13 protein-coding genes and 1 pseudogene are annotated in these 19,480 nt (G+C 68.3%); 10 read left to right on the top strand and 4 right to left on the bottom strand.

The window, feature by feature from the left end:
* The first annotated feature begins 5 nt into the window (after positions 1 to 5).
* Both AOM45_RS50505 and AOM45_RS02835 read left to right on the top strand, forming a co-directional pair.
* Positions 6 to 182 (top strand): hypothetical protein, encoded by a 177-nt coding sequence (locus AOM45_RS50505; RefSeq protein WP_156093581.1) that lies wholly within the window; start codon positions 6 to 8, stop codon positions 180 to 182.
* 107 nt (positions 183 to 289) lie between these two features.
* Entirely contained in the window at positions 290 to 1,099 is an 810-nt protein-coding gene (locus AOM45_RS02835; protein ID WP_030465445.1) for a phosphotransferase family protein, read from the top strand.
* A 75-nt stretch (positions 1,100 to 1,174) separates the two neighbouring features.
* Here the strand turns inward: AOM45_RS02835 and AOM45_RS02840 are convergent, their stop codons facing one another.
* From AOM45_RS02840 to AOM45_RS02850, 3 genes are all read right to left on the bottom strand, one after another.
* Positions 1,175 to 1,882, bottom strand: a complete 708-nt coding sequence (locus AOM45_RS02840) for a class I SAM-dependent methyltransferase (RefSeq protein ID WP_051782806.1) — start codon at positions 1,880 to 1,882, stop codon at positions 1,175 to 1,177.
* Positions 1,883 to 2,039: 157 nt separating this feature from the next.
* On the bottom strand, positions 2,040 to 2,441 hold the full coding sequence (locus AOM45_RS02845; protein WP_081901846.1) for a VOC family protein: 402 nt from the start codon (positions 2,439 to 2,441) through the stop codon (positions 2,040 to 2,042).
* Between the two features lie 10 nt (positions 2,442 to 2,451).
* Positions 2,452 to 2,883 (bottom strand): helix-turn-helix transcriptional regulator, encoded by a 432-nt coding sequence (locus AOM45_RS02850; RefSeq protein WP_030465442.1) that lies wholly within the window; start codon positions 2,881 to 2,883, stop codon positions 2,452 to 2,454.
* Positions 2,884 to 3,020: 137 nt separating this feature from the next.
* Between AOM45_RS02850 and AOM45_RS02855 the strand changes: the two genes are divergently transcribed.
* The 7 genes and pseudogenes from AOM45_RS02855 (at position 3,021) to AOM45_RS02880 (ending at position 17,689) form a co-directional block, all read left to right on the top strand.
* Positions 3,021 to 5,675, top strand: coding sequence for an SdrD B-like domain-containing protein (locus tag AOM45_RS02855; RefSeq protein WP_030465441.1), 2,655 nt, complete (start codon positions 3,021 to 3,023; stop codon positions 5,673 to 5,675).
* A gap of 125 nt (positions 5,676 to 5,800) precedes the next feature.
* A pseudogene (locus tag AOM45_RS53705) lies at positions 5,801 to 6,103 on the top strand (SdrD B-like domain-containing protein); the annotation flags it as partial.
* 286 nt (positions 6,104 to 6,389) lie between these two features.
* The gene (locus tag AOM45_RS02860) at positions 6,390 to 8,468 is read left to right on the top strand and encodes an SdrD B-like domain-containing protein (RefSeq protein WP_030465440.1); all 2,079 of its coding nucleotides are present in this window, start codon (positions 6,390 to 6,392) and stop codon (positions 8,466 to 8,468) included.
* Positions 8,428 to 11,019: an SdrD B-like domain-containing protein gene (locus AOM45_RS02865; RefSeq protein WP_081901844.1), complete on the top strand. Its 2,592-nt coding sequence runs from the start codon at positions 8,428 to 8,430 to the stop codon at positions 11,017 to 11,019. The genes AOM45_RS02860 and AOM45_RS02865 overlap by 41 nt, the downstream gene beginning before the upstream one ends.
* 19 nt (positions 11,020 to 11,038) lie before the next feature.
* Complete coding sequence (locus tag AOM45_RS02870; protein WP_030465438.1) at positions 11,039 to 13,618, top strand: SdrD B-like domain-containing protein; 2,580 nt, start codon at positions 11,039 to 11,041, stop codon at positions 13,616 to 13,618.
* 31 nt (positions 13,619 to 13,649) lie between these two features.
* Positions 13,650 to 16,817, top strand: coding sequence for an SdrD B-like domain-containing protein (locus AOM45_RS02875; RefSeq protein WP_030465437.1), 3,168 nt, complete (start codon positions 13,650 to 13,652; stop codon positions 16,815 to 16,817).
* 122 nt (positions 16,818 to 16,939) lie between these two features.
* Positions 16,940 to 17,689: a sulfite exporter TauE/SafE family protein gene (locus tag AOM45_RS02880; protein WP_030465436.1), complete on the top strand. Its 750-nt coding sequence runs from the start codon at positions 16,940 to 16,942 to the stop codon at positions 17,687 to 17,689.
* On the opposite strand, the gene hisC is transcribed toward AOM45_RS02880, so the two are convergent.
* On the bottom strand, positions 17,679 to 18,746 hold the full coding sequence (hisC, locus tag AOM45_RS02885) for a histidinol-phosphate transaminase (RefSeq protein WP_059362175.1): 1,068 nt from the start codon (positions 18,744 to 18,746) through the stop codon (positions 17,679 to 17,681). The two genes, AOM45_RS02880 and hisC, sit on opposite strands and share 11 nt — an antisense overlap.
* Before the next feature lie 76 nt (positions 18,747 to 18,822).
* Between hisC and AOM45_RS02890 the strand changes: the two genes are divergently transcribed.
* A complete protein-coding gene (locus AOM45_RS02890) occupies positions 18,823 to 19,464 on the top strand; it encodes a dienelactone hydrolase family protein (RefSeq protein WP_030469549.1) in 642 nt (213 codons plus the stop codon).
* Positions 19,465 to 19,480 lie beyond the last annotated feature (16 nt).

Here is a 19,480-nt window from a genome sequence, read left to right on the forward strand (position 1 = left end):
TACGCATGTCCGTGGTGATGCTCGATCTGTTGCCGCCGTCGGCTGCTGTTGCAGTCGGCGGGACGCTTGAACAGTCGGAGGCGCCGATTGCAGCCGACGCCGTCGTGATGGTCGACGACGTCGAGGTGCTCGGTGCCTACAACCGGTGCAACTGCGCTGCATCGGACGACAACCCGTACTGATCGGGTTGTCATGAAACCAGGTGGCCGGACGCGCGTCGCGTCCGGCCACCTTTGTCGTGTCGGCTAGCCTCGCCCCGTTCACGGGCGGACGACGATGGTCGAGGAACATGCAAGAACGCATCGAGTGGGGCAGCCTGCCCGCCGGTTTGCGCAACGCGATCGGCGCACAGGTTGGGCAGATCACGGCGGCACGCACTCTGTCGCAGGGGATGAATTCAGCGCTCGCCGCAGTCCTGGAAACCCCCGGCGGACAGGTGTTCGTCAAGGGCGTCCGCACCGATCACCCTGGTGTCGTCGCGCAACAGCGCGAGGCCACGATCAACCCGCATGTGCAGCCGCTCGCCCCGGCGCTGCTGTGGCGGCTCGACGACGCCGACGGTTGGGACGTCCTGGCGTTCGAGTACGTCGCCGGACGCCATCCTGATTACGCGCCTGGCTCGCCGGACCTCCCTGCCGTCGTGGTGGCTGTCGATACGCTGACGTCGCTTCCGGTGCCGGACCTGCCGTTGAAGGATGCGCGGAAGCGGTGGCGCGGGTACATCGACGACGCCGAGGCCGAGTTGCTCGGCGGCGAGACGCTGCTGCACACCGACTACAACCCGGACAACATTCTGATCACCCCGGACGGCACGCCCCGGATGATCGACTGGGCATGGCCGACTCGCGGTGCCGCGTGGATCGATCCGTGCTGCCTCGCCCTCCGGCTGATCGCTGCCGGGCACACCGCCGCACAGGCCGAGCAACTCGTGAGCCGCACGCGCGCGTGGGCTTCTGCCCCTCGAACCGCGCTCGGCGTGTTCGCCCGCGCCAACGTCGAAATGTGGACCGACATCGCTACCAGCGACCCACAGCCGTGGAAGCAGCGTATGGCGAACGCCGCCCGCCAGTGGGCCGACGGGCAGCTCGCCTCGGTCTGACCATCGCAAACGAGAAGATCCCTCCGCTTCCGCAGTTCAGAAAGGCCGGGGCCGACGCCCCGGCCCTTCTCGTTCTCAGCGCCGAGCCACCGCCAGCAACCGGTGACTGCCGACCCCGAACGGACTCCTGTCGGTGTCCCCGAACAACGAGACCGACGCGAACCCGGCCTCCACCAACATCCGACTCAGCTCACCAGCCGTGTAAACGTGCTGCACACACGTCGACCGCTGCACCCGCGAACCGCAGGTGAACGTGAAGTCGATCAGCAGTCGGCCAGAGGCCACGTCGAACCTGTTGGCCGCGACCATGTCGACGCTGCCCGCCGACATCCGGATCTCGCCCGGCAGCGAAGGCAGCAACGACTCCGCCGCGCACCCGTAGTCGAGCACCAGCACCGGTGCGGCGGCTGCCAGGTCGGAGAGGAACCGTTGCGACTCCTCGTGGTCCAGGTAGCCGAAGCTGTTGCCCATGCACAGCGCCAGGTCAGCTTCGACGCCCAGCGAGCCCAGCGTTGTCACGTCGCCCAGCCGCCAGTCGAGCGACGGGGCTGCCGCGCGGGCGAAAGCGATGGCCTCCGGCGAGATGTCCAGGCCGGTCACCGAGTAGCCGCGGCGGGCCAGTTCGATGCTGTGCCTGCCGCTGCCGCACGGCGCGTCCAGCACGCGGTGGCCGGTCCCCAGCCCGACGACGAAGTCGATTTCGGCTGACGTTTGCGCGGGCTGGACGGCGCCGCGCCAGAAGGTGTTGGCCAGATCAGTGAAGAAAGAGGTGTACCACTTCAAGGTGGATGCTCCTGGTGATCGCACGAAGAACTACGTGGGTGTCACCGGGCACGGCAAAGGCACCCGGTGTGTCCGGGGCTGCCATGGCATCGACCTTGTCTGTGTGTGCGCCAGAGGGAACTACTGAAGCACGCCGCCGAGGAAACCAGAAGTGCTTTTACCGAGCGGACGAGAAGCGGATCATGTTGCCCGACGGGTCGCGGAACGCGCAGTCGCGGACGCCGTAGAACTGGTCGATCGGCTCCTGCAGGACCTCGGCGCCGGCCGCGCGGACCTGTTCGAACTTCGCGTCCACGTCGTCGACCTCGAAGATGATGCCCTGCAGGGATCCCTTGGCCAGCAACGAGTGCAGCGCCTCGTAGTCGGTCGGTGGGACGGGCGGGCCGATGCGGGACAGACCGATTTCCAGGTCCGGCTGGTCCGGGGAGCCGACGGTGAGCCAGCGGTAGTCGTCCTCGACGGTCTCGTCGGTGCGGACTTCGAGGCCGATGACGTCGCGGTAGAACTTCAGCGCGGCGTCCTGGTCGTGGACGAAGAGGAACGTGTGCGAGAGCTTCATGGGCAAAACTCTAGGTAGGCGGGGTTCGCGGCGCTTCTCGAAACCTGCTCGGTCGCGTCAGACCCTTGAGGTGGCAGGCCGGCACCGAGGCCAGCGCGGAGTGCGACCGCGCGCGGTAGGCCGAGGGCGTCTCGCCGACGAGTTCGGTGAAGCGGGCGGAGAACGAGCCGAGGGAGGTGCAGCCGACCTCGACGCAGACCTCGGTCACCGACAGCTTTCCCAGGCGCAGCAATGCTTTCGCGCGCTCGATCCGCCGGGTCATCAGGTAGCCGTACGGGGTTTCGCCGTAGGCCGCGCGGAACTGGCGGGAGAAGTGCGACGGTGACATCAGGGCGGCGCGGGCCATCGCGGGCACGTCCAGCGGCCTGGCGTACTCCCGGTCCATCAGGTCACGTGCCCGGCGCAGGTGTGCCAGGTCCTCCGGTGTCACGGCGACCAGCATGCCACCGCGCGACGGACGCAGTCGTCCTCGCAGTGCTCACGCTCGACGCGAGGGGCCGGTTGCCCTGGTGAGAGGAAAATCCCCGGCGCTTGGGCGGGTGCGACTCTCCGGGGTAGTTTCCGCACGTGGGGGCTTCCTTGTCTGGTAGGGCGGTCAGGTTCGCGGTTCTGACGGCCGTCGCGTTGCTGGCGTTCGGCACGACGCCCGCGTTGGCGCAGGACGAGCCGACGACCACGACACCTCCGGTCGTGACGACCCCTTCCACCCCGTCGGCCTCCGCGCCGGCGCCGCTTCAGGTTCTGTCCACGAAGGACAGCCTGACGGGCGTTCTCTACGCCGACAGGAACGCCAACACGGTGCAGGACGCCGGCGAGGCGCTCTCCGGTGTTGTCGTGACGGCTTACACCGTCCGCGTGGAGAACAGTCCCAAGACGACCACGAACGCGAACGGCGAGTTCGTCTTCCGCGACCTCGAACCCGGCTACTACCAGCCGCTGTACGAACTGGCCGACGGCTGGGTGGTGCACCACGACAGCAGCCGCGACTACGTGGTCGAGGTCACCGCCGACAACACGACCAGGGTGACGGCACGCGCCGAACGGCCGTACCGCGAGCGGCTCTCGGTGACCGGATCGCTCGACCGCGAGAGCTACCACTACCCGTCGTCCGCGACGACCACGGTGACCATCGCCAACATCTCGGATCGCCGGATCAGCGGTATCGAGGGTTCGTGCAACACCAACCACAGCGGGATCGGGCTCGGCCCCCAGCGATGGCCTGGGCTGTGGGGGTCCGGCGTCGCGCTCGAGCCCGGTGAGCAGCGCACGTTCACGGCCGTCGCGCAGCTCCCCGACAGGTCGCGCAGGGAGGGAAAGGTCACCCTGGACTGCCAGTTCGTGCCGAACTACGGCTTCAACAAGGACGGACCGACCCTGCACGACGAGGCAGTCGTGACCAGCGACAACGGCGGTTACACGATGGTGGTCGGCGAGGACCGGAACGCCGACTCGCGCATCGACGCGGACGAGGTGGTGCAGGGCGTGGAGGTCGCGTTGCTGCAGCCGCAGAACGGCAAGCAGATCGCCATGCGCACGAGCGGCGCGGACGGCAAGCTCGAGTTCGTTGATCTCCCGGTCGGCGACTACGACGCGGTGGTCCGCGGCTCGTGGGCGTTCCAGGAGACCGCCCAGGTGCGGATCACCCAGCCCGCGGGCTCCGGCCACCGGATCCTCAAGCGCGCAGTTCCCGCCGAGCTGAAGGCTTCGATCAAGTTCGGCAAGCCTCGCTACGAGGTGCACGAGACCATCAGCGTGGACCTGACGATCACGAACGTCGGCGGCCAGCCCGCCGAGCACGTCCGAGTCGCCCCGTTCAGCACGCTGGAGGTAGCCGGCGAGCAGTTCGGCGATCTGCGCGAGGACGGTCCCGGCGTGCGGATTCCCGCGGGCGAGTCCCGCACGGTCAGCGTCTCCGGCAAGATCCGCCAGCTCTGGGACGAGAAGCTGACCGTCATGGCGGAGATCTACCACGCCGGCACTTCGGGTCTCTTCAGCGCCACGGGCGATGTCGAGATCGTCCAGACCGCTGGTGACATCATCGGTGTCGTCTACACCGACAAGAACCGCAACGGGCAGATGGATCCGGGCGAGGGTGCCGTCCGCGCCGAGCTGGAGCTCGGCGGCGGTACGCCACTCAGGGGCTACGGGGGCTCGACGGACGACAACGGTCGTTTCCACTACAAGGGCATCCCGTCCGGCTACTACTCGATCAACTACACGCTGGCCGACGGCTGGGCCGTGCACCTCGACGGTGACAAACCCCGGTTCCGGGTGGAGCCGGGCAAGCCCGTCGAGCTCGTCGCACGTGCGGAGCGCCCCTTCCGCGAGTCGCTCAAGGCGACGGTGGTGCTCGACAAGTCCACCTACCAGGCCGGGGACATCGCCAAGATCACCGTCACGTTGACGAACACGAGCGACCGCGAGATCCGCGGCGTTCAGGCCGGGTGCAACCGGAACGCGGAGCTGAACCAGCTCGGCGGCCGCATGCGCATCACTCCCATGCCGGAAGGGTGGGGCGACCTGCGTCCGGGCACCAAGGGCGTGACGCTCGCTCCCGGTGAGACGCGGACGATCGTCGCCACCGAAAAGGTGCCCGCCAAGGCGCTGGAAGCGCGGGCGGTGGCCGTTGCGTGCGACTTCGCGCCGAACCCGGTGCACAACACCGACGGTCCGTCCGGCTACGACTGGGCCAGCGTTCCCGGCCGGTTCGGCGCGGTTGACCTCGTGCTCGCGCACGACGTCAACAAGAACTCGAGAGTGGACCCCGGCGAGGCCGTGCCCAACACCCGGATCGCGCTGATGACCGACCGCGAGTACGGCGCCGTGGTCGCGGACGCGGTTACCGACGCCAACGGACGTGCGTATTTGGATCAGGTTCCGCCGGGTGAGTACTGGGCGTGGATCGACGGTCCGTGGAAGGTGGAGGACGAGAACAACGCCTACATCCACGTGGGAGCCGACGCCAAGGCCCAGGGTTGGCTCGGCGTGGTTCCGGGCCCGGCTCCCGCACCGCCGGGCACCCCGGACGGCGAGCAGGTCGCGACCGGTGGCACGGGCGGCGGCGGCACGAGGGTCGCGCTGGCCAGGACCGGCGCCAGCGTGCTCGGACTCGCCTTCCTCGGCGTGCTCTTCGTGCTGGCGGGTGCGGCGCTGCGGCACGCGGGACACACGCGTCCCCGCTCTGCTCACGCTTTTCCGGAAGGCGCGGTTGCCTCCCATTCGAAAAAATCTTGAATCGCGAGTTTTTCGCCTCACGTGAACTTTTCGTGACCTCGTGACGCTTCCACGAACATGATCTGCTGAGGTACTTTTCGCCCGTCTTGTGGGGGCTCCTGGGGGAATCGTTGTCCAGAATGTCGATGAATCGTGCCGCGCTGCGGTTCGGGGTTCTGACGATCGTCGCGTTGCTCGCGTCGGGCACCACGTCCGCCGCGGCTTTCGCGCAGGAGGACCCGCCGAGCGGTGTGACCGGTGTTCTGTACGCCGACAAGAACGGCAACGGGCAGCAGGACGCCGGTGAGGCGATCTCCGGCGGCGTGGTCACCCTCACCGGGAGTTCCGAGCACAAGGCGACCAGCGACGCGGACGGCAAGTTCGCGTTCTCCGGCCTCGCTCCCGGCACCTACAAGCCGTCGTACGCGCTGGCCGACGGCTGGGTCGTGCACCACGCCAAGCCGGACGGCGACCTGGTCACGGTCACCGAGAACACGACGACCGAGCTGGTCGCACGCGCTGAGCGCCCGTACTCGGAGCAGCTCAAGGTGTTCGGGTTCTTCCACGAGAACAGCTACTTCTACCCGACGTCGGTGACCACCACGCTGATCCTGATCAACACCACCGACCGCCCGATCAGCGGCATCCAGGCGCGTTGTGACCGCAAGAACGCCCCCGGCGCGCTCGGACACGGCCCGGGGTGGGACGTCGCGGAGATGGTCGCGGAAGGACAGGATGTCGTGCGCCGCTTTGAGCGGGGAGGGCATCACGCTCGCGGCCGGTGGGAGGCGCGCACTCACGATCGTCGACGACGTCCCGGAGTCCGCGGGCAGGGCGGGCAAGGTCACGCTCGACTGCGACTTCGCCCCGAACGCCGGCTGGAACACCGACGGCCCGGTCCTGCACCAGGACGCACCGGTGATCGAAGGCCGCGGCAAGCACACGATGATCCTCGGCGAGGATCGCAACGCGAACTCCCTCATCGACGCGGACGAGGCGATCAGCGGTGCGAAGGTCCTCCTTCACGACACGACGAACCCCGCCTCGGTGCTCGAGGGCACGAGCGGCCCCGACGGCAAGATCGAGTTCATCGGTCTGGAGAAGATCGACTACCGAGTCGAGGTTCGCGCGCCTTGGGTGTTCGCGAGCGACGGGCCGCAGTTCGTTCGTGCCGCCGACCACGGTGGATCCAGCTCCAGGTTCCTGAAGCCCGTGCCACCGGCGGATGTCCGCGCCACGGTGACGTTCAGCAAGCCGCGCTTCGAGTCGCACGAGACGGTGCAGTGGGACCTGACCCTCACGAACGTGGGCGGGGAGTCCACGGGCGTCTGGGTGCAGGGCGACTCCCCGGACATGGACATCCCCGGTGAGCAGTGGGAGCACTACTGGCTTCGCTCAACGACACTCGCCCCTGGTGAGTCCCGCACCTTCACCGTCGCGGGCAAGCTCCGCGACTACCGGAACGGCAAGGTGATCGTTTCGGGGTCCTACGGGTACAGCGACCAGCCGCACACGCCCCGGAAGCCCTTCCACGCCGAGGTCGAGATCGTGCAGACGAGAGGGGCGCTGACCGGTTTCGTCCACCTCGACAAGAACAACAACGGGCAACCCGACCCCGGCGAGGCCGCCGCGGGCGCTGTGGTGGAGGCCAACGGCGGCGCGCCGTACGGCTACTACAAGGCCACGACGGACGCTGAGGGCCGTTACTCGTTCAGCGATCTCCCGGCCGGTGACTACTCGGTCGGCTACACGCTGGCCGGCAGTTGGATCGTCCACGTCCCGGACAACGTCGTCCAGAAGGTCCGGGTGGAGCCGGGGCGGCCTGTTCAGCTCGTCGCGGGTGCGCAGCGTCCGTACGCCGAGGTGCTCAAGGCGACGGTGCAGTTCGACAAGACGTCCTACGCGGTCGGTGACGAAGTCAAGATCACCGTCAGGCTGACGAACAGGGGCGGCTACGTGATCAACGGCGTCCACGCCCTGTGCAACCGCGACCGGCTGACCAACAACCTCGGCGACCACCGCTTTCCGGCCGACAGCTGGGGCGACCTGCGTCCGTCCGCGAAGGGCGTGACGGTCGGCCCCGGAGAGACGGTGACGCTCGTCGTCACCGAGGTGGTGCCGTACGAGGCACGCAGACTCAACCGGGTGGAACTGCTCTGCGAGTTCGCACCGCAGGCCGAGTTCGGCAGGGACTTCGCGTCCGCCTACGACTGGGCCCACGTTCCCGGTGGCGGGCCGGGCAGTGCCAACGTTCTGGTTGCGTACGACAAGGACGAGGACTACGTGATCGACCCCGGCGACGCCATCGGGAACGTCCGCGTCAGGTTGATGTCTCATCGCGAGAACGGCTTCCTGGTCGCCGAGGCCACCACCGACGTCTGGGGATGGGCGCGCTTCACCGGGGTTCCTGCCGGTTCCTACTGGGCGGAGGTCGACGGACCGTGGAAGTTCAGGAACGAGAACGAGAGCTCTGTCTGGATTTCAGACGGCGTCGCGTGGCCCGTTTTGTGGATGGTGCCAGGTCCTGATCCCGCACAGCCAGGTGCCGGTGACCAGCCCGCCACCGGTGGCACGAGCAACAGCGGCACGAAGGTGGCGCTCGCCAGGACCGGTGCCGGCGTTCTCGGACTCGCCTTCCTCGGTGTGCTGCTTCTCACGGCGGGCACGGCACTGAGGCGTTGGCCCCGCCACTCGGCGCTTTCCGAAACAGAGCGCGTTGGGGTACTTTCCGGGCGTCTTGCGGACGCGTGCGGGGGCTCTGACGTCGGCAGACATGATCATCGTGGGGTCTTTGGGGGATCCGTTGCCGGGTAGACCGTTCAGTGCTGCGCGCCGGTTGGGCGTGGTGGCGACCGCCGCCGCGCTCGTGTTCGCCACGACCTCGGCCGCGGCTTTCGCCCAGGACGACCCGACGAGCACGCCGTCGCCGTCGACCTCGGAGCAGGCGCCGGCTCCGCAGCAGACCGGCGTGACCGGCGTCCTGTACGCCGACAAGAACCGCAACGGTCAGCAAGACCCCGGCGAGGCGATCTCCGGCGGCGAGGTCACCGTCGCCGAGCGCAAGGCGACCAGTGACGCGGACGGCAAGTTCACCTTCGCCGACCTCGCTCCCGGCACCTACCGCCCGTCCTACCGGCTCGCCGACGGCTGGGTCGTGCACAGGGCCGAGGCCGACGTGATCACGGTCGTCGCGAACCAGACGGCACAGGTCGTCGCACGGGCGGAGCGGCCGTACTCGGAGCAGCTCAAGGCCACCGCGACGCTCGACCAGACCAGGTACCAGCAGCCGTCGACCGCGACGATCGCGCTGAGCCTCACCAACACCACCGACCGGGCGATCACCGGCATCCAGGCCGCCTGCGACGGCTCTGCGCACGCGCTCGGCCGCGGTGCGGGCTGGAAGGCGCTGAAGAACGTCACGCTCCGGGCCGGTGAAACGCGCAAGTTCACGATCTACGAGCAGATCCCTGCCGCCGCCCGCGGAACCGGCGTCGTCAAGCTCGACTGCGGCTTCGCACCGAACGCCGCCCTGAACACCGACGGCCCGTCCGTGCACGCAGAAGCGGCCGTCAGCGGCGCCTCCGCCGGCTACACGATCGTGTTCGGCCAGGACGCGAACGGCGACGGCCACATCGACGCCGACGAGGACATTCCGGTCAAGGGGTACCGCCTGGTGAACCGGCTGACCGGCGAGAAGTTCGTGAACCCGAACCCCGTCGACGACAGCAAGATCGAGCTCACCCACGTGCCGACCGGCGACTACCGGATCGAGCTGCTCGGCCCGTGGACGTTCCGCGACCTCGGTGGGGACCTGGTGACCGTCACGGAGCAGGGCGGCTTCCGCTACGGCTTCCTGAGGCCCACCGGCCCCGCGAAGGTCACCGGCACGGTGAAGTTCGACAAGCCGCGCTACCAGTCCCACGAGACGGTCGGCCTGGAGCTGACCATCACGAACGTCGGCGGTGAGGTGGCCGAGCGGGTCCAGCTGCTGCGGGATCCCGACAGCCTGGACATCGCGGCTGAGCAGTGGGGCGATTTCAGGCCGAACGGTCCCGGCATCACGCTGGCGGCCGGTGAGTCCCGCACGTTCACCGTCTCGGGCACGATCAGGTACTTCGGCAACGGCCTGCTGGGTTTCTCGGGAAGTGCCATGTACCACGCCAGCGATGGCTGGCACTGGGGCTTCGACGACATCAGCGGCGTCGTCGAGGTCGTGATGACCACAGGCGACATCACCGGCGTCGTGTACATCGACAGGAACCGCGACGGACGGCAGGGCGCGGGCGAAGCCGCCGCGGGTGCCGCGGTCGAGGTGAAGGGCGGCGCGCCGTACGGCACCTTCAAGACCACGACGGACGCCAACGGCCGTTTCACCTTCAAGGACCTTCCGACCGGCGGCTACTGGATCAGCTACACGCTGCCGGACGGCTGGGTCGTGCACCTCGAGGGGGAGGTGCGGAAGACCAAGGTCGAGCCGAACACCGTCACCCAGGTCGTGGCACGGGCGGAGCGGCCGTACCGCGAGCGGCTCAAGGCGACGGCTGTGCTCGACAAGGCCACCTATGCGATGAACGAAGAAGCCCAGATCACCATCACGCTCACGAACACGGACGACCGCCCGATCAGCGGCGTCAAGGTCAGGTGCAACGAGTTGGGCCACGGCGACCACCTCGGGGGCACCGGCTACTACGGCCCGCCGTCGAACTGGGGCGATCTGCGTCCGGCAGCCAACGGCCTGACGCTCGCGGCCGGCGAAACGAAGACCTACGTCGTCAAGGAAACGATTCCCATCTCCGCGCGTTCGTCGCGCAGGGTGTTCGTGAACTGCGACTTCGCGCCGAACCCCGACCACAACAAGGACGGCGCGCACGCCTACGACTGGGCGGCCATCACGGGTGGTGCCCAGACGCTGAAGGGCTGGATCGCCCAAGACCTCAACGGCAGCAACTGGTTCAACGAGGGCGAAGGCATCCCCAACACCCGGATCGTGCTGATGACCGACCGCGAGCACGGCTTTCCTGTCGCCGAGGCGGTGTCCGACGCCAAGGGGAACGTGCAGTTCGACAACATCCCGCCGGGCGAGTACTGGGCGTGGATCGACGGACCCTGGAAGTTCGAGGGCGAACGTGACCACGTCTCGGTCATGGACAACAACCTCCACCACCCCTACTTCTTCCAGGTGGTGCCGGACCTGACGCGCAGCCCCCGTCCGGCCATCGACCTCAGCTCGAACGTCCCTGCCGGCGGCGGCACGAAGGTCGCGCTCGCCAGGACCGGCGCGAGCGTGCTCGGCCTCGTGTTCCTCGGCGTGCTGCTCGTCGCGGCGGGTGCGGCACTCAGACGTGGAGGATCCGTTGCGAGGTAGATCGCTCAGAATCGGTGCCTTGACCACCGCTGCCGCACTCGTGTTCAGCACAGCGGCTTTCGCGCAGGACGACCCGACGAGCACAACGTCGGCGCCCACCGAAACCTCGGCACCGGTCGACACATCGACGTCGCCGACGCCGGCACCGCCCGCCGCCCCGCTTCAGCAGCAGGCGCAGGACAACGTGACCGGCGTCCTCTACGCCGACAAGAACAGCAACGAGCAGCAGGACCCCGGCGAGGCGATCTCCGGCGGCAAGATCACCCTCTTCGGCAGCCCCAAGCACGAGACGACCAGCGACGCGAACGGCAGGTTCGGCTTCGCCGGCATCGCTCCCGGTACCTACAACCTGGCCTACGAGCTGCAGGACGGCTGGGTCGTGCACCGCGCTCACAACACCGGCGACATGATCACCGTCACCGCGAACGCGACGACCGAGATCGTGGCACGGGCGGAGCGTCCCTACTCGGAGCAGTTCGACGTCACCGCGTCGCTCGATCGAACCAGCTACGAGTACCCGGGCTCCGTGAAGATCACGACGACCCTCACCAACAGGACCGGCCGCAGAATCGCCAACATCAACTCGGAGTGCAACCGCGGGCGCGCCGGGCACGCGCTCGGCGTGAGCCAGGAGTGGTACCTGCAGATGGGCCTGTCCCTCGAACCGGGGCAGCAGCGCACGTTCACCGTCGTCGAGAAGGTTCCGCAGGCCGCCCTCACCTCCGGCGTCGTCACGCTCAACTGCGACTTCGCGCCGAACATCAACTGGAACACCGACGGTCCGACCGTGTACGCCGAGGCGAAGGTGGTCGGTGGCATCGGCTACTCGATGGTGCTCGGCGAGGACAAGAACGCCGACCAGCGCATCGACGCCGGGGAAGCCGTGAGCGGCGCGAAGGTCCTGCTGCTCGACCCGAAGACCGGCGCCCAGATCGCCGAACGCACGAGCGGCGCGGACGGCAAGGCCGACTTCACCGGCTTGAAGGCCGGTCAGTACCGGGCGGTGCTCGGGGGCTCGTGGGAGTTCACCGACGAGAGTCAGCAGCTGGTGGCCGTCACCGAGCAGGGCGGCGCCGTCACCAAGTTCCTGAAGCGCGCGACTCCACCGTCGCTGAGCGGCGTGATCAAGCTCGACAAGCCGCGCTACGAGTCCCACGAGATGGTGCGCGCCGACGTGACCATCACGAACAAGGGCGGCAAGACCGCCGAGCGCTTCCGGTTGATGGACGGGTTCTACGACCTCGACCTCGGCTATCCCAGCCCGTGGGGTGACGTCCGGCGGGACGGGCCTGGCGTGCGCATTCCGGCGGGCGAGTCCCGCACGTTCAGCGTCACGGGCAAGATCCGCGGCTTCACCGGCGGCAAGCTGCGGGTCTGGGGTTCGGTGGACTACGTCGGTGTGCCGGAGTTCGGCAACCCGACCTTCAGCGCCGAGGCCGAGGTCGTGCAGACCAACGGCGACATCGGCGGTGTCGTCTACATCGACCGCAACCACAACAGGCAGCAGGATCCGGGCGAAGAGGCGGCGGACGTCCTGGTCGAGGCGAACGGCGGCGTGCCGTACAGCTACTTCAAGACCACGACGGACGCCAACGGGCGTTACTCGTTCAAGAACGTCCCGTCCGGCAACTACTGGGTCGGCTACACACCGGCCGGCGGATGGGTCGTGCACAGCGAGGGCGACCAGGAGATCCGGGTTGTGCCCGGCACTCCCGTGCAGCTCACCGCACGTGCGGAGCGCCCGTACACCGAGGCGCTCAAGGCCACGATGGTGCTCGACAAGTCGGTCTACTCGATCGGCGAGGAAGCCACGATCACCATCACCCTGTCGAACCGGGCCGCCTACGAGGTCGGGCACATCCACGCGGCGTGCGACAGGGCGGGCAACGGCCAGCTCGGCAGCGTGCCGATGGCGGAGGGCTGGGGCGATCTGCGCGACAAGGGCGTGACGCTCGCCGCCGGCGAGACGAAGACGATCATCGTCAAGGAGAAGGTGCCCGCGGCCGCGCGCTGGCAGAACCGGGTGGTCGCGGCGTGCGACTTCGCGCCGTGGGCCGCGTGGAACCTCGACGTCGTGAGCGCCTACGACTGGGCGAGCGTGCCCGGCGGGACGGGCTCGCTGGCCGGTCCGCTCGCCTACGACCGCAACAAGAACTCCGTCGTGGACCCCGGCGAGGCCATCGGCAACACCAGGATCTTCCTGATGACCGACCGCGAGTACGGCGCCATCGTGGCCGAGACGTTCTCGGACGCCGAGGGCAACGTGCGCTTCGACGGGGTTCCGGCGGGCGACTACTGGTCGGTGGTCGACGGCCCGTGGAAGTTCGAGGGCGAGTGGGGCGGCCATCACCTGATCACCGCCGATCAACTGCAGCGAACCGCGTTCTTGGTGGTGCCCGGCCCGGCTCCCGCACTGCCGGACGACGCAGGCAACGGCCAACGGGATGAACCGACCGTTGGTGGCGGCTCCACCGGCGGTGGCACGAAGGTCGCGCTCGCCAGGACCGGCGCCAGCGTGCTCGGCCTCGCAGGACTCGCCGTGCTGCTGATCGCGCTCGGCCTGGGCGCCCGCGCCGCCGGCCGCCGCACGACCACCTGATCAACCCACAACAACTGCAACTGGGGGAGAGATGTCAGACAGACCTGCCAGACGAGGCCTGCTCAGATTCACCGCGATAGCCACCGCCGCGCTGCTCGCGTTCGGCGGCGCCACCACCGGAGCCCTCGCACAGGAGCCGGAAACCCCGACGTCGACCGTCGAGCCGACCCCGACGAGCGAGCCGAGCGCTCCTCCGTCCACAACGGACCCGACGCCTCCGCCGACGTCCACGACCGAGCCCGCGCCGCCGTCGTCCAGCGACCCCGCGCCGCCCTCGTCGACGCCGAGCAGCGAGCCTTCCACGCAGCCGCCTGCTCCCACCACGTCCGCCGAGACGCCCAAGGCGCCGGCGCAGCCGACTCCCGGAGAGCAGAGGAACGAGCCGCAGAAGCCCGCGGCCGAACTGCCGAACCTCAAGGTCACGGCGTCGATCGACAAGACGCACTACCAGTCGCACGAGCCGGTGCGGCTGAAGATCACGGTCACCAACCAGAGCTCGTTCGCCGCCGAGCGCGTCACTGCGAGCGCCTGGGGCATTCAGGTGCCCTACGAGTCGTGGGGCGACTTCGCGTACCCCGGAACGACCCTCGCACCCGGTGAGACCCGCACCGTCGAGGTCTCCGGCTCCATCGCGACCCTCAACGGCGACAAGCTCGACGTCAGCGGCTACGTGCTGGCACAGGCGGGCGACGCCAACCAGAACGACAACCACTTCCACCTCAACGCGACCGTCACGCAGACCGTCGGCAACGCGAGCGGCCTCGTCTACGCCGACGTGAACCGCAACGGCAAGCCGGACGCGGGCGAGCCGATCGAGGGCGCGAAGGTCAGCATCTACGGCGGCAGCCCCACCGCGGAGCACCGCACGACGACGGATGCGAACGGCCGGTTCAGCTTCACCGGGATCCCGTCCGGCACGTACTACAACCCGTACTACGAGCTGCCCGGCGGCTGGGTCGTGCACATCCCCAGCGGCCAGCAGAACTTCACGGTCGCCCCGAACCAGACGGCCGAGCTGGTCGGCCGCGCCGAGCGGCCGTACTCGGAGCTGATGACGGCGAAGGTGTCGCTCAACAAGAGCACCTACGCCTACCCGGCGACCGCGCGGATCTCCGTGACGCTCTCCAACACCAGCCAGTACTCGCTCACGGGCATCCAGGCCGGCTGCAACCGGGTCGGCGACAGCAACCACCTCGGCTTCGGCCCGGAGTGGAACGCGATCTTCGACAAGGGCGTCGACCTCGCGCCCGGCGAGACGAAGTCGTTCACGATCAACGAGGCCATTCCGGAAGGTGCCGCCAAGGCGGGCGTGGTCTGGCTCGCGTGCGACTTCCAGCCGAACCCCGGCTGGAACACCGACGGTCCGTTCGCCGGCGCCAAGGCGGCGGTGACCGGTGGCAAGGGCCGCTACACGATGTGGCTCGCGGACGACAAGAACCAGAACCACACGCGTGACGCCGGCGAGGAGGTCGCGGGGCTGAAGATCGCCCTGGTCCACCCGAACACGGGTGCCCAGGTCGCCGAGGCCACGAGCGACTCCACGGGCACGCTGGAGTTCGTCGACGTGCCGGTGGGCACCTATCGCGCCGTGCTCCTCGGTCCGTGGGACTTCCGGTACGGCCCCGACGCCGACCAGGTGACCGTCGTCGGCTGGGGCTCGACCGCCTTCGTCGGCCTCAAGCCGGGAGCTGCTCCCGCGGACATTCGCGCTGCGGTGAAGTTCGACAAGGCGCGCTACGAGTCGCACGAGATCGTGCACATGTCGTTGACCGTGACCAACGTCGGTGGCCGCACCGCCGAGAAGGTCCGCTTGTTCGGCTCGCCCTTCATGCTGGACATCCCCAACGAACAGTGGGGCGACTTCCGGCCGTACGACGGCCCTGGCGTCCAGATCCCTGCCGGGGAGTCCCGCACGTTCGAGGCTTCCGGACCGTTCCGCGAGGCCGGCACCAACGGCAGGCTCACGGTCTGGGGCAGCATCGACTACCTCGGCCGGCCGAACCCGTCCAACAGCGGCTACAACGGTGAGATCGAGGTCGTGCAGACCAAGGGCGCCATCACTGGTGTCGCCTACACCGACAAGAACCACAACGGACAGCAGGACGCGGGCGAGGCCGCTGCGGGCGTCGTGGTCGAGGCCAGTGGTGGTGTGCCGCAGGGATACTTCAAGACCACCACGGACGCCGACGGTCGCTACTCCTTCAAGGATCTGCCGTCGGGCAACTACTACGTGAGCTACACCTTCGCCGACGGCTGGCTTGTCCACTACGACGAGAAGCACACGAAGGTTCGTGTGCAGCCGGGTGCGCCGGTCCAGCTGACCGGCCGTGGTGAGCGTCCGTACCACGAAGTGCTCAGTGCCAAGATCGAACTCGATCAGGACGTCTACGAGGTCGGCGAAGACGCCAAGATCACGATCACGCTGACGAACCGGGGCGACCAGGTGATCAGCGGCATCCGGGCGTCCTGCAACGCCGCCGGCAACTCGAACCAGCTCGGCAGCTGGCAGGGCGATGGTTTCCCCAAGGGCTGGGGCGACCTGCTTCCACCCGGTAAGGGCGTGACGGTCGGCCCCGGTGAGACCAAGACCTTCACCGCGATCGAGGCGGTGCCGGAGGGCGCCTTCGAGTTCGGCACCGTGGTCGTGGGCTGCGGCTTCGCGCCCGATCCCGACCGGAATGTGGACGGTGCCTACGCGGGCGATTCCGCGCGCGTTCCCGGCGGTTTCGGATCGGTCACGGGCGAGCTCTACTACGACCGCAACGGCAACGGGGAGGTCGACCAGGGCGAGGCGATCGGCAACACCGGGATCTTCCTGCGTGATGACCAGGGCGTCGACGTCGCCAAGGCTGTTACAGATGACAAGGGCACCGTGCGCTTCCCCAAGGTGCCTGCCGGCGACTACGTGGCGAGAGTCGACGGACCGTGGAAGTTCGACCACGAGTACGGCGGCTTCGTGCGGGTCCTCACCGATCGCGAGTCGCACACCGGCTTCCTCGTGGTGCCGGACGTCAAGACGCAGCCCAAGCCCGGTGGTGGCGACACCACGCCGGCCGCCGGTGGCGGTACGGCAGGTGGTTCGGGTGACGCCCTGGCCAAGACGGGCGCCTCCGTGCTCGGCCTGGGCCTCGTCGGCGCCCTCCTGGTGGCGTTCGGCTTCGGCGCGAGCGTGCTCGGCAGGCGTCGTCAGACCATCTAACTGAAGATCGCTGAGCAGGGTCGGTACTCCCACCGAGTGCCGGCCCTGCTGTCATGAGCACCACACTTCACGGTCCCGAGTGGAGTGTTAGCGTCGCTAACCATTGGGTACCTGGGGGTGACATGACGGTCTGGGAAGCAATCGCGGTGGTCATCGCGGGTGTGTTCGCAGGCGGCATCAACACCGTCGTCGGCAGCGGCACGCTCGTGACGTTCCCGGTGCTGCTCGCCGTCGGTTATCCGCCCGTGGTCGCGAACGTGTCGAACAGTCTCGGCCTCGTGCCCGGCTCGCTGTCCGGCGCGTGGGGGTACCGCGAGGAGCTCAAGGGGCAGAAGTCCCGCATCGCCAAGCTCCTGCCGGCCTCGATCCTCGGTGGCATCGTCGGCGCGATCCTGCTGGTGACGCTGCCGGCCCAGGCGTTCAAGGCGATCGTGCCGGTGCTGATCGTCATCGCGCTGGTCCTCGTCGTGATCCAGCCCTGGCTCAACCGCAAGCTCTCGCACAAGCGCGGCAACGGCGACGGCGGCGTGCTGCTGTGGATCGGGATCTTCGCCGCGGGCATCTACGGCGGCTACTTCGGGGCCGCGCAGGGCGTGCTCGTCATGGGGATCATGGGTGTACTCGTCAACGAGCACCTGCAGCGGATGAACGCGCTGAAGAACCTCCTGACCGCGTTCGTGAACCTGGTCGCGGGCGTCATGTTCATCTTCATCGCCGACGTGGCGTGGCTGGCCGTGCTGCTCCTGGCCGTCGGGTCCGTCGTCGGCGGTCAGATCGGCGCCAAGATCGGCCGCAAACTCCCACCCGCCGTGTTGCGCGGCGTCATCGTGGTGGTGGGAGTCGCGGCCATCGTTCAGCTGCTCATGAAGTGAACGCGCGTGCTGCCGCGAGGAAGGCGTCGTTCTCCTCTGGCTCGCCGATGGTCACGCGGGCGCCTTCGCCTGCGAACGCGCGCACGACGACCTTGTGTGCCAGGCAGTGTTCGTTGAACGCGGTGGTGCGTTCGCCCAGTGGCAGCCACACGAAGTTGGCTTGGGTCGGCGGGATGTCGTAGCCCATCGCGAGCAGTTCACCGCGGACGCGGGTGCGTTCGGCGACGATCGCGCGGCAGCGGACCATCAGTTCGTCCTCGGCGTCGAGTGAGGCCATGGCGGCGACCTGGGCGAGGGCGTTGACGGAGAACGGCACGTAGACCTTGCGCAGTGCCTCGGCGACGTGTGGCTGGGCGACGGCGTAGCCGATGCGCAGGCCGGCGAGGCCGTAGGCCTTGGAGAACGTGCGCAGCACCGCGACGTTGTCCCGACCGGCGGCCCACTGCTGCTTGGCGAGTTCGACGCCGTCGGGGATGTGGGCGTCGTCGACGAATTCCTTGTAGGCCTCGTCGATCACGACGAGCACGTCGGAGGGCACGCGGGCGATGAACGCCTCGATCTGCTCGGTGCGCAGCGCGGTGCCCGTGGGGTTGTTCGGGTTGCACACGAACACCATGCGGGTGTTGGGCGTGATCGCCGCGGCCATCGCGTCCAGGTCGTGCCCGTGCTCCGAGGTCAGCGGCACGCGGATCTGCTTGGCGCCCGCGACGTGCACGACGATCGGGTAGGCCTCGAACGAGCGCCACGCGAACAGCACCTCGTCGTTCTCGGCGCAGGTCGCCTGGACGAGCTGCTGGCACAGGGTCACCGAGCCGCAGCCGATCGCGAGGTGGTCGGCGGGGACGCCGAGCTTGTCGGCGAGCCTGCCGGTGAGTTCGACGCAGCCGGAGTCGGGGTACCTGTTGATACCGGTGGCTGCTTCGGCGATCGCCTTGACGACGCTGGGCAGCGGCCCGGCGGACACCTCGTTGCTCGCGAGCTTGATGGCGCCGGGAATGGACTTGCCGGGCACGTAGGCGGGCAAGGATGCCAGGTCAGCACGGGTTCGCACGGTCATACCCCGGATCCTCGCACTGCTCCGTCCGGTTGGTCACGTTGACTTCAGTTCACCCCGTCGTGGAAGGGTAAGAAACATGACCACTACCCGCGTCGAGACGCTTTCCCTCACCGACGGCCGTGAGCTGCGGGTGACGATCGCCGAACCCGACTCCGCCGTGCGGGGCGGACTCGTGGTGCTGCACGAGGCTCGCGGTGTGACCGAGGGGGTGCGCTCGCTCGTCAGCAGCCTTGCCGACGAGGGCTGGCTCGCCATCGCGCCGCACCTCTACGACGAGGACCGCGTGCACGGTGACAACATCAGGGACCAGGTCAGCAAGCTTTCGGGTGACCGCCTCCTGGAGGACACCGACGTCGCGTTCGTGTGGCTGGGACAGCAGGGTGTGAGCGCGGACCGGATGGGCGTGGTCGGCTTCGACATCGGTGGCACGGTCGCCATGGTGGTCGCCGCCAGCCGCACGATCGGCGCGGCGGTCACCGTGCAGGCTCCCGGAATTCTGGAGCCGCTCTCGGACGGCCTGCCCGCGCTCGTGGACGTCGCGAGCGACCTCACGTGCCCGTGGCTCGGCATCTTCCGGGACGACGACTCCGAAGAAGTGAACAAGCTTCGCGATGCCGTGATCAGTTCGGAAACCGCTTCGGATCTGGTGCGTTTCGACGTTTCCAGTGACGAAGCGTGGGCTCGTGCGTTGAACTGGTTCGACGCACACATGAGGTAAGAGTCTTTACGGCGGA

The organism is Lentzea aerocolonigenes (assembly GCF_000974445.1).
In the GTDB taxonomy this organism is placed as follows: Bacteria; Actinomycetota; Actinomycetes; order Mycobacteriales; family Pseudonocardiaceae; genus Lentzea; species Lentzea aerocolonigenes.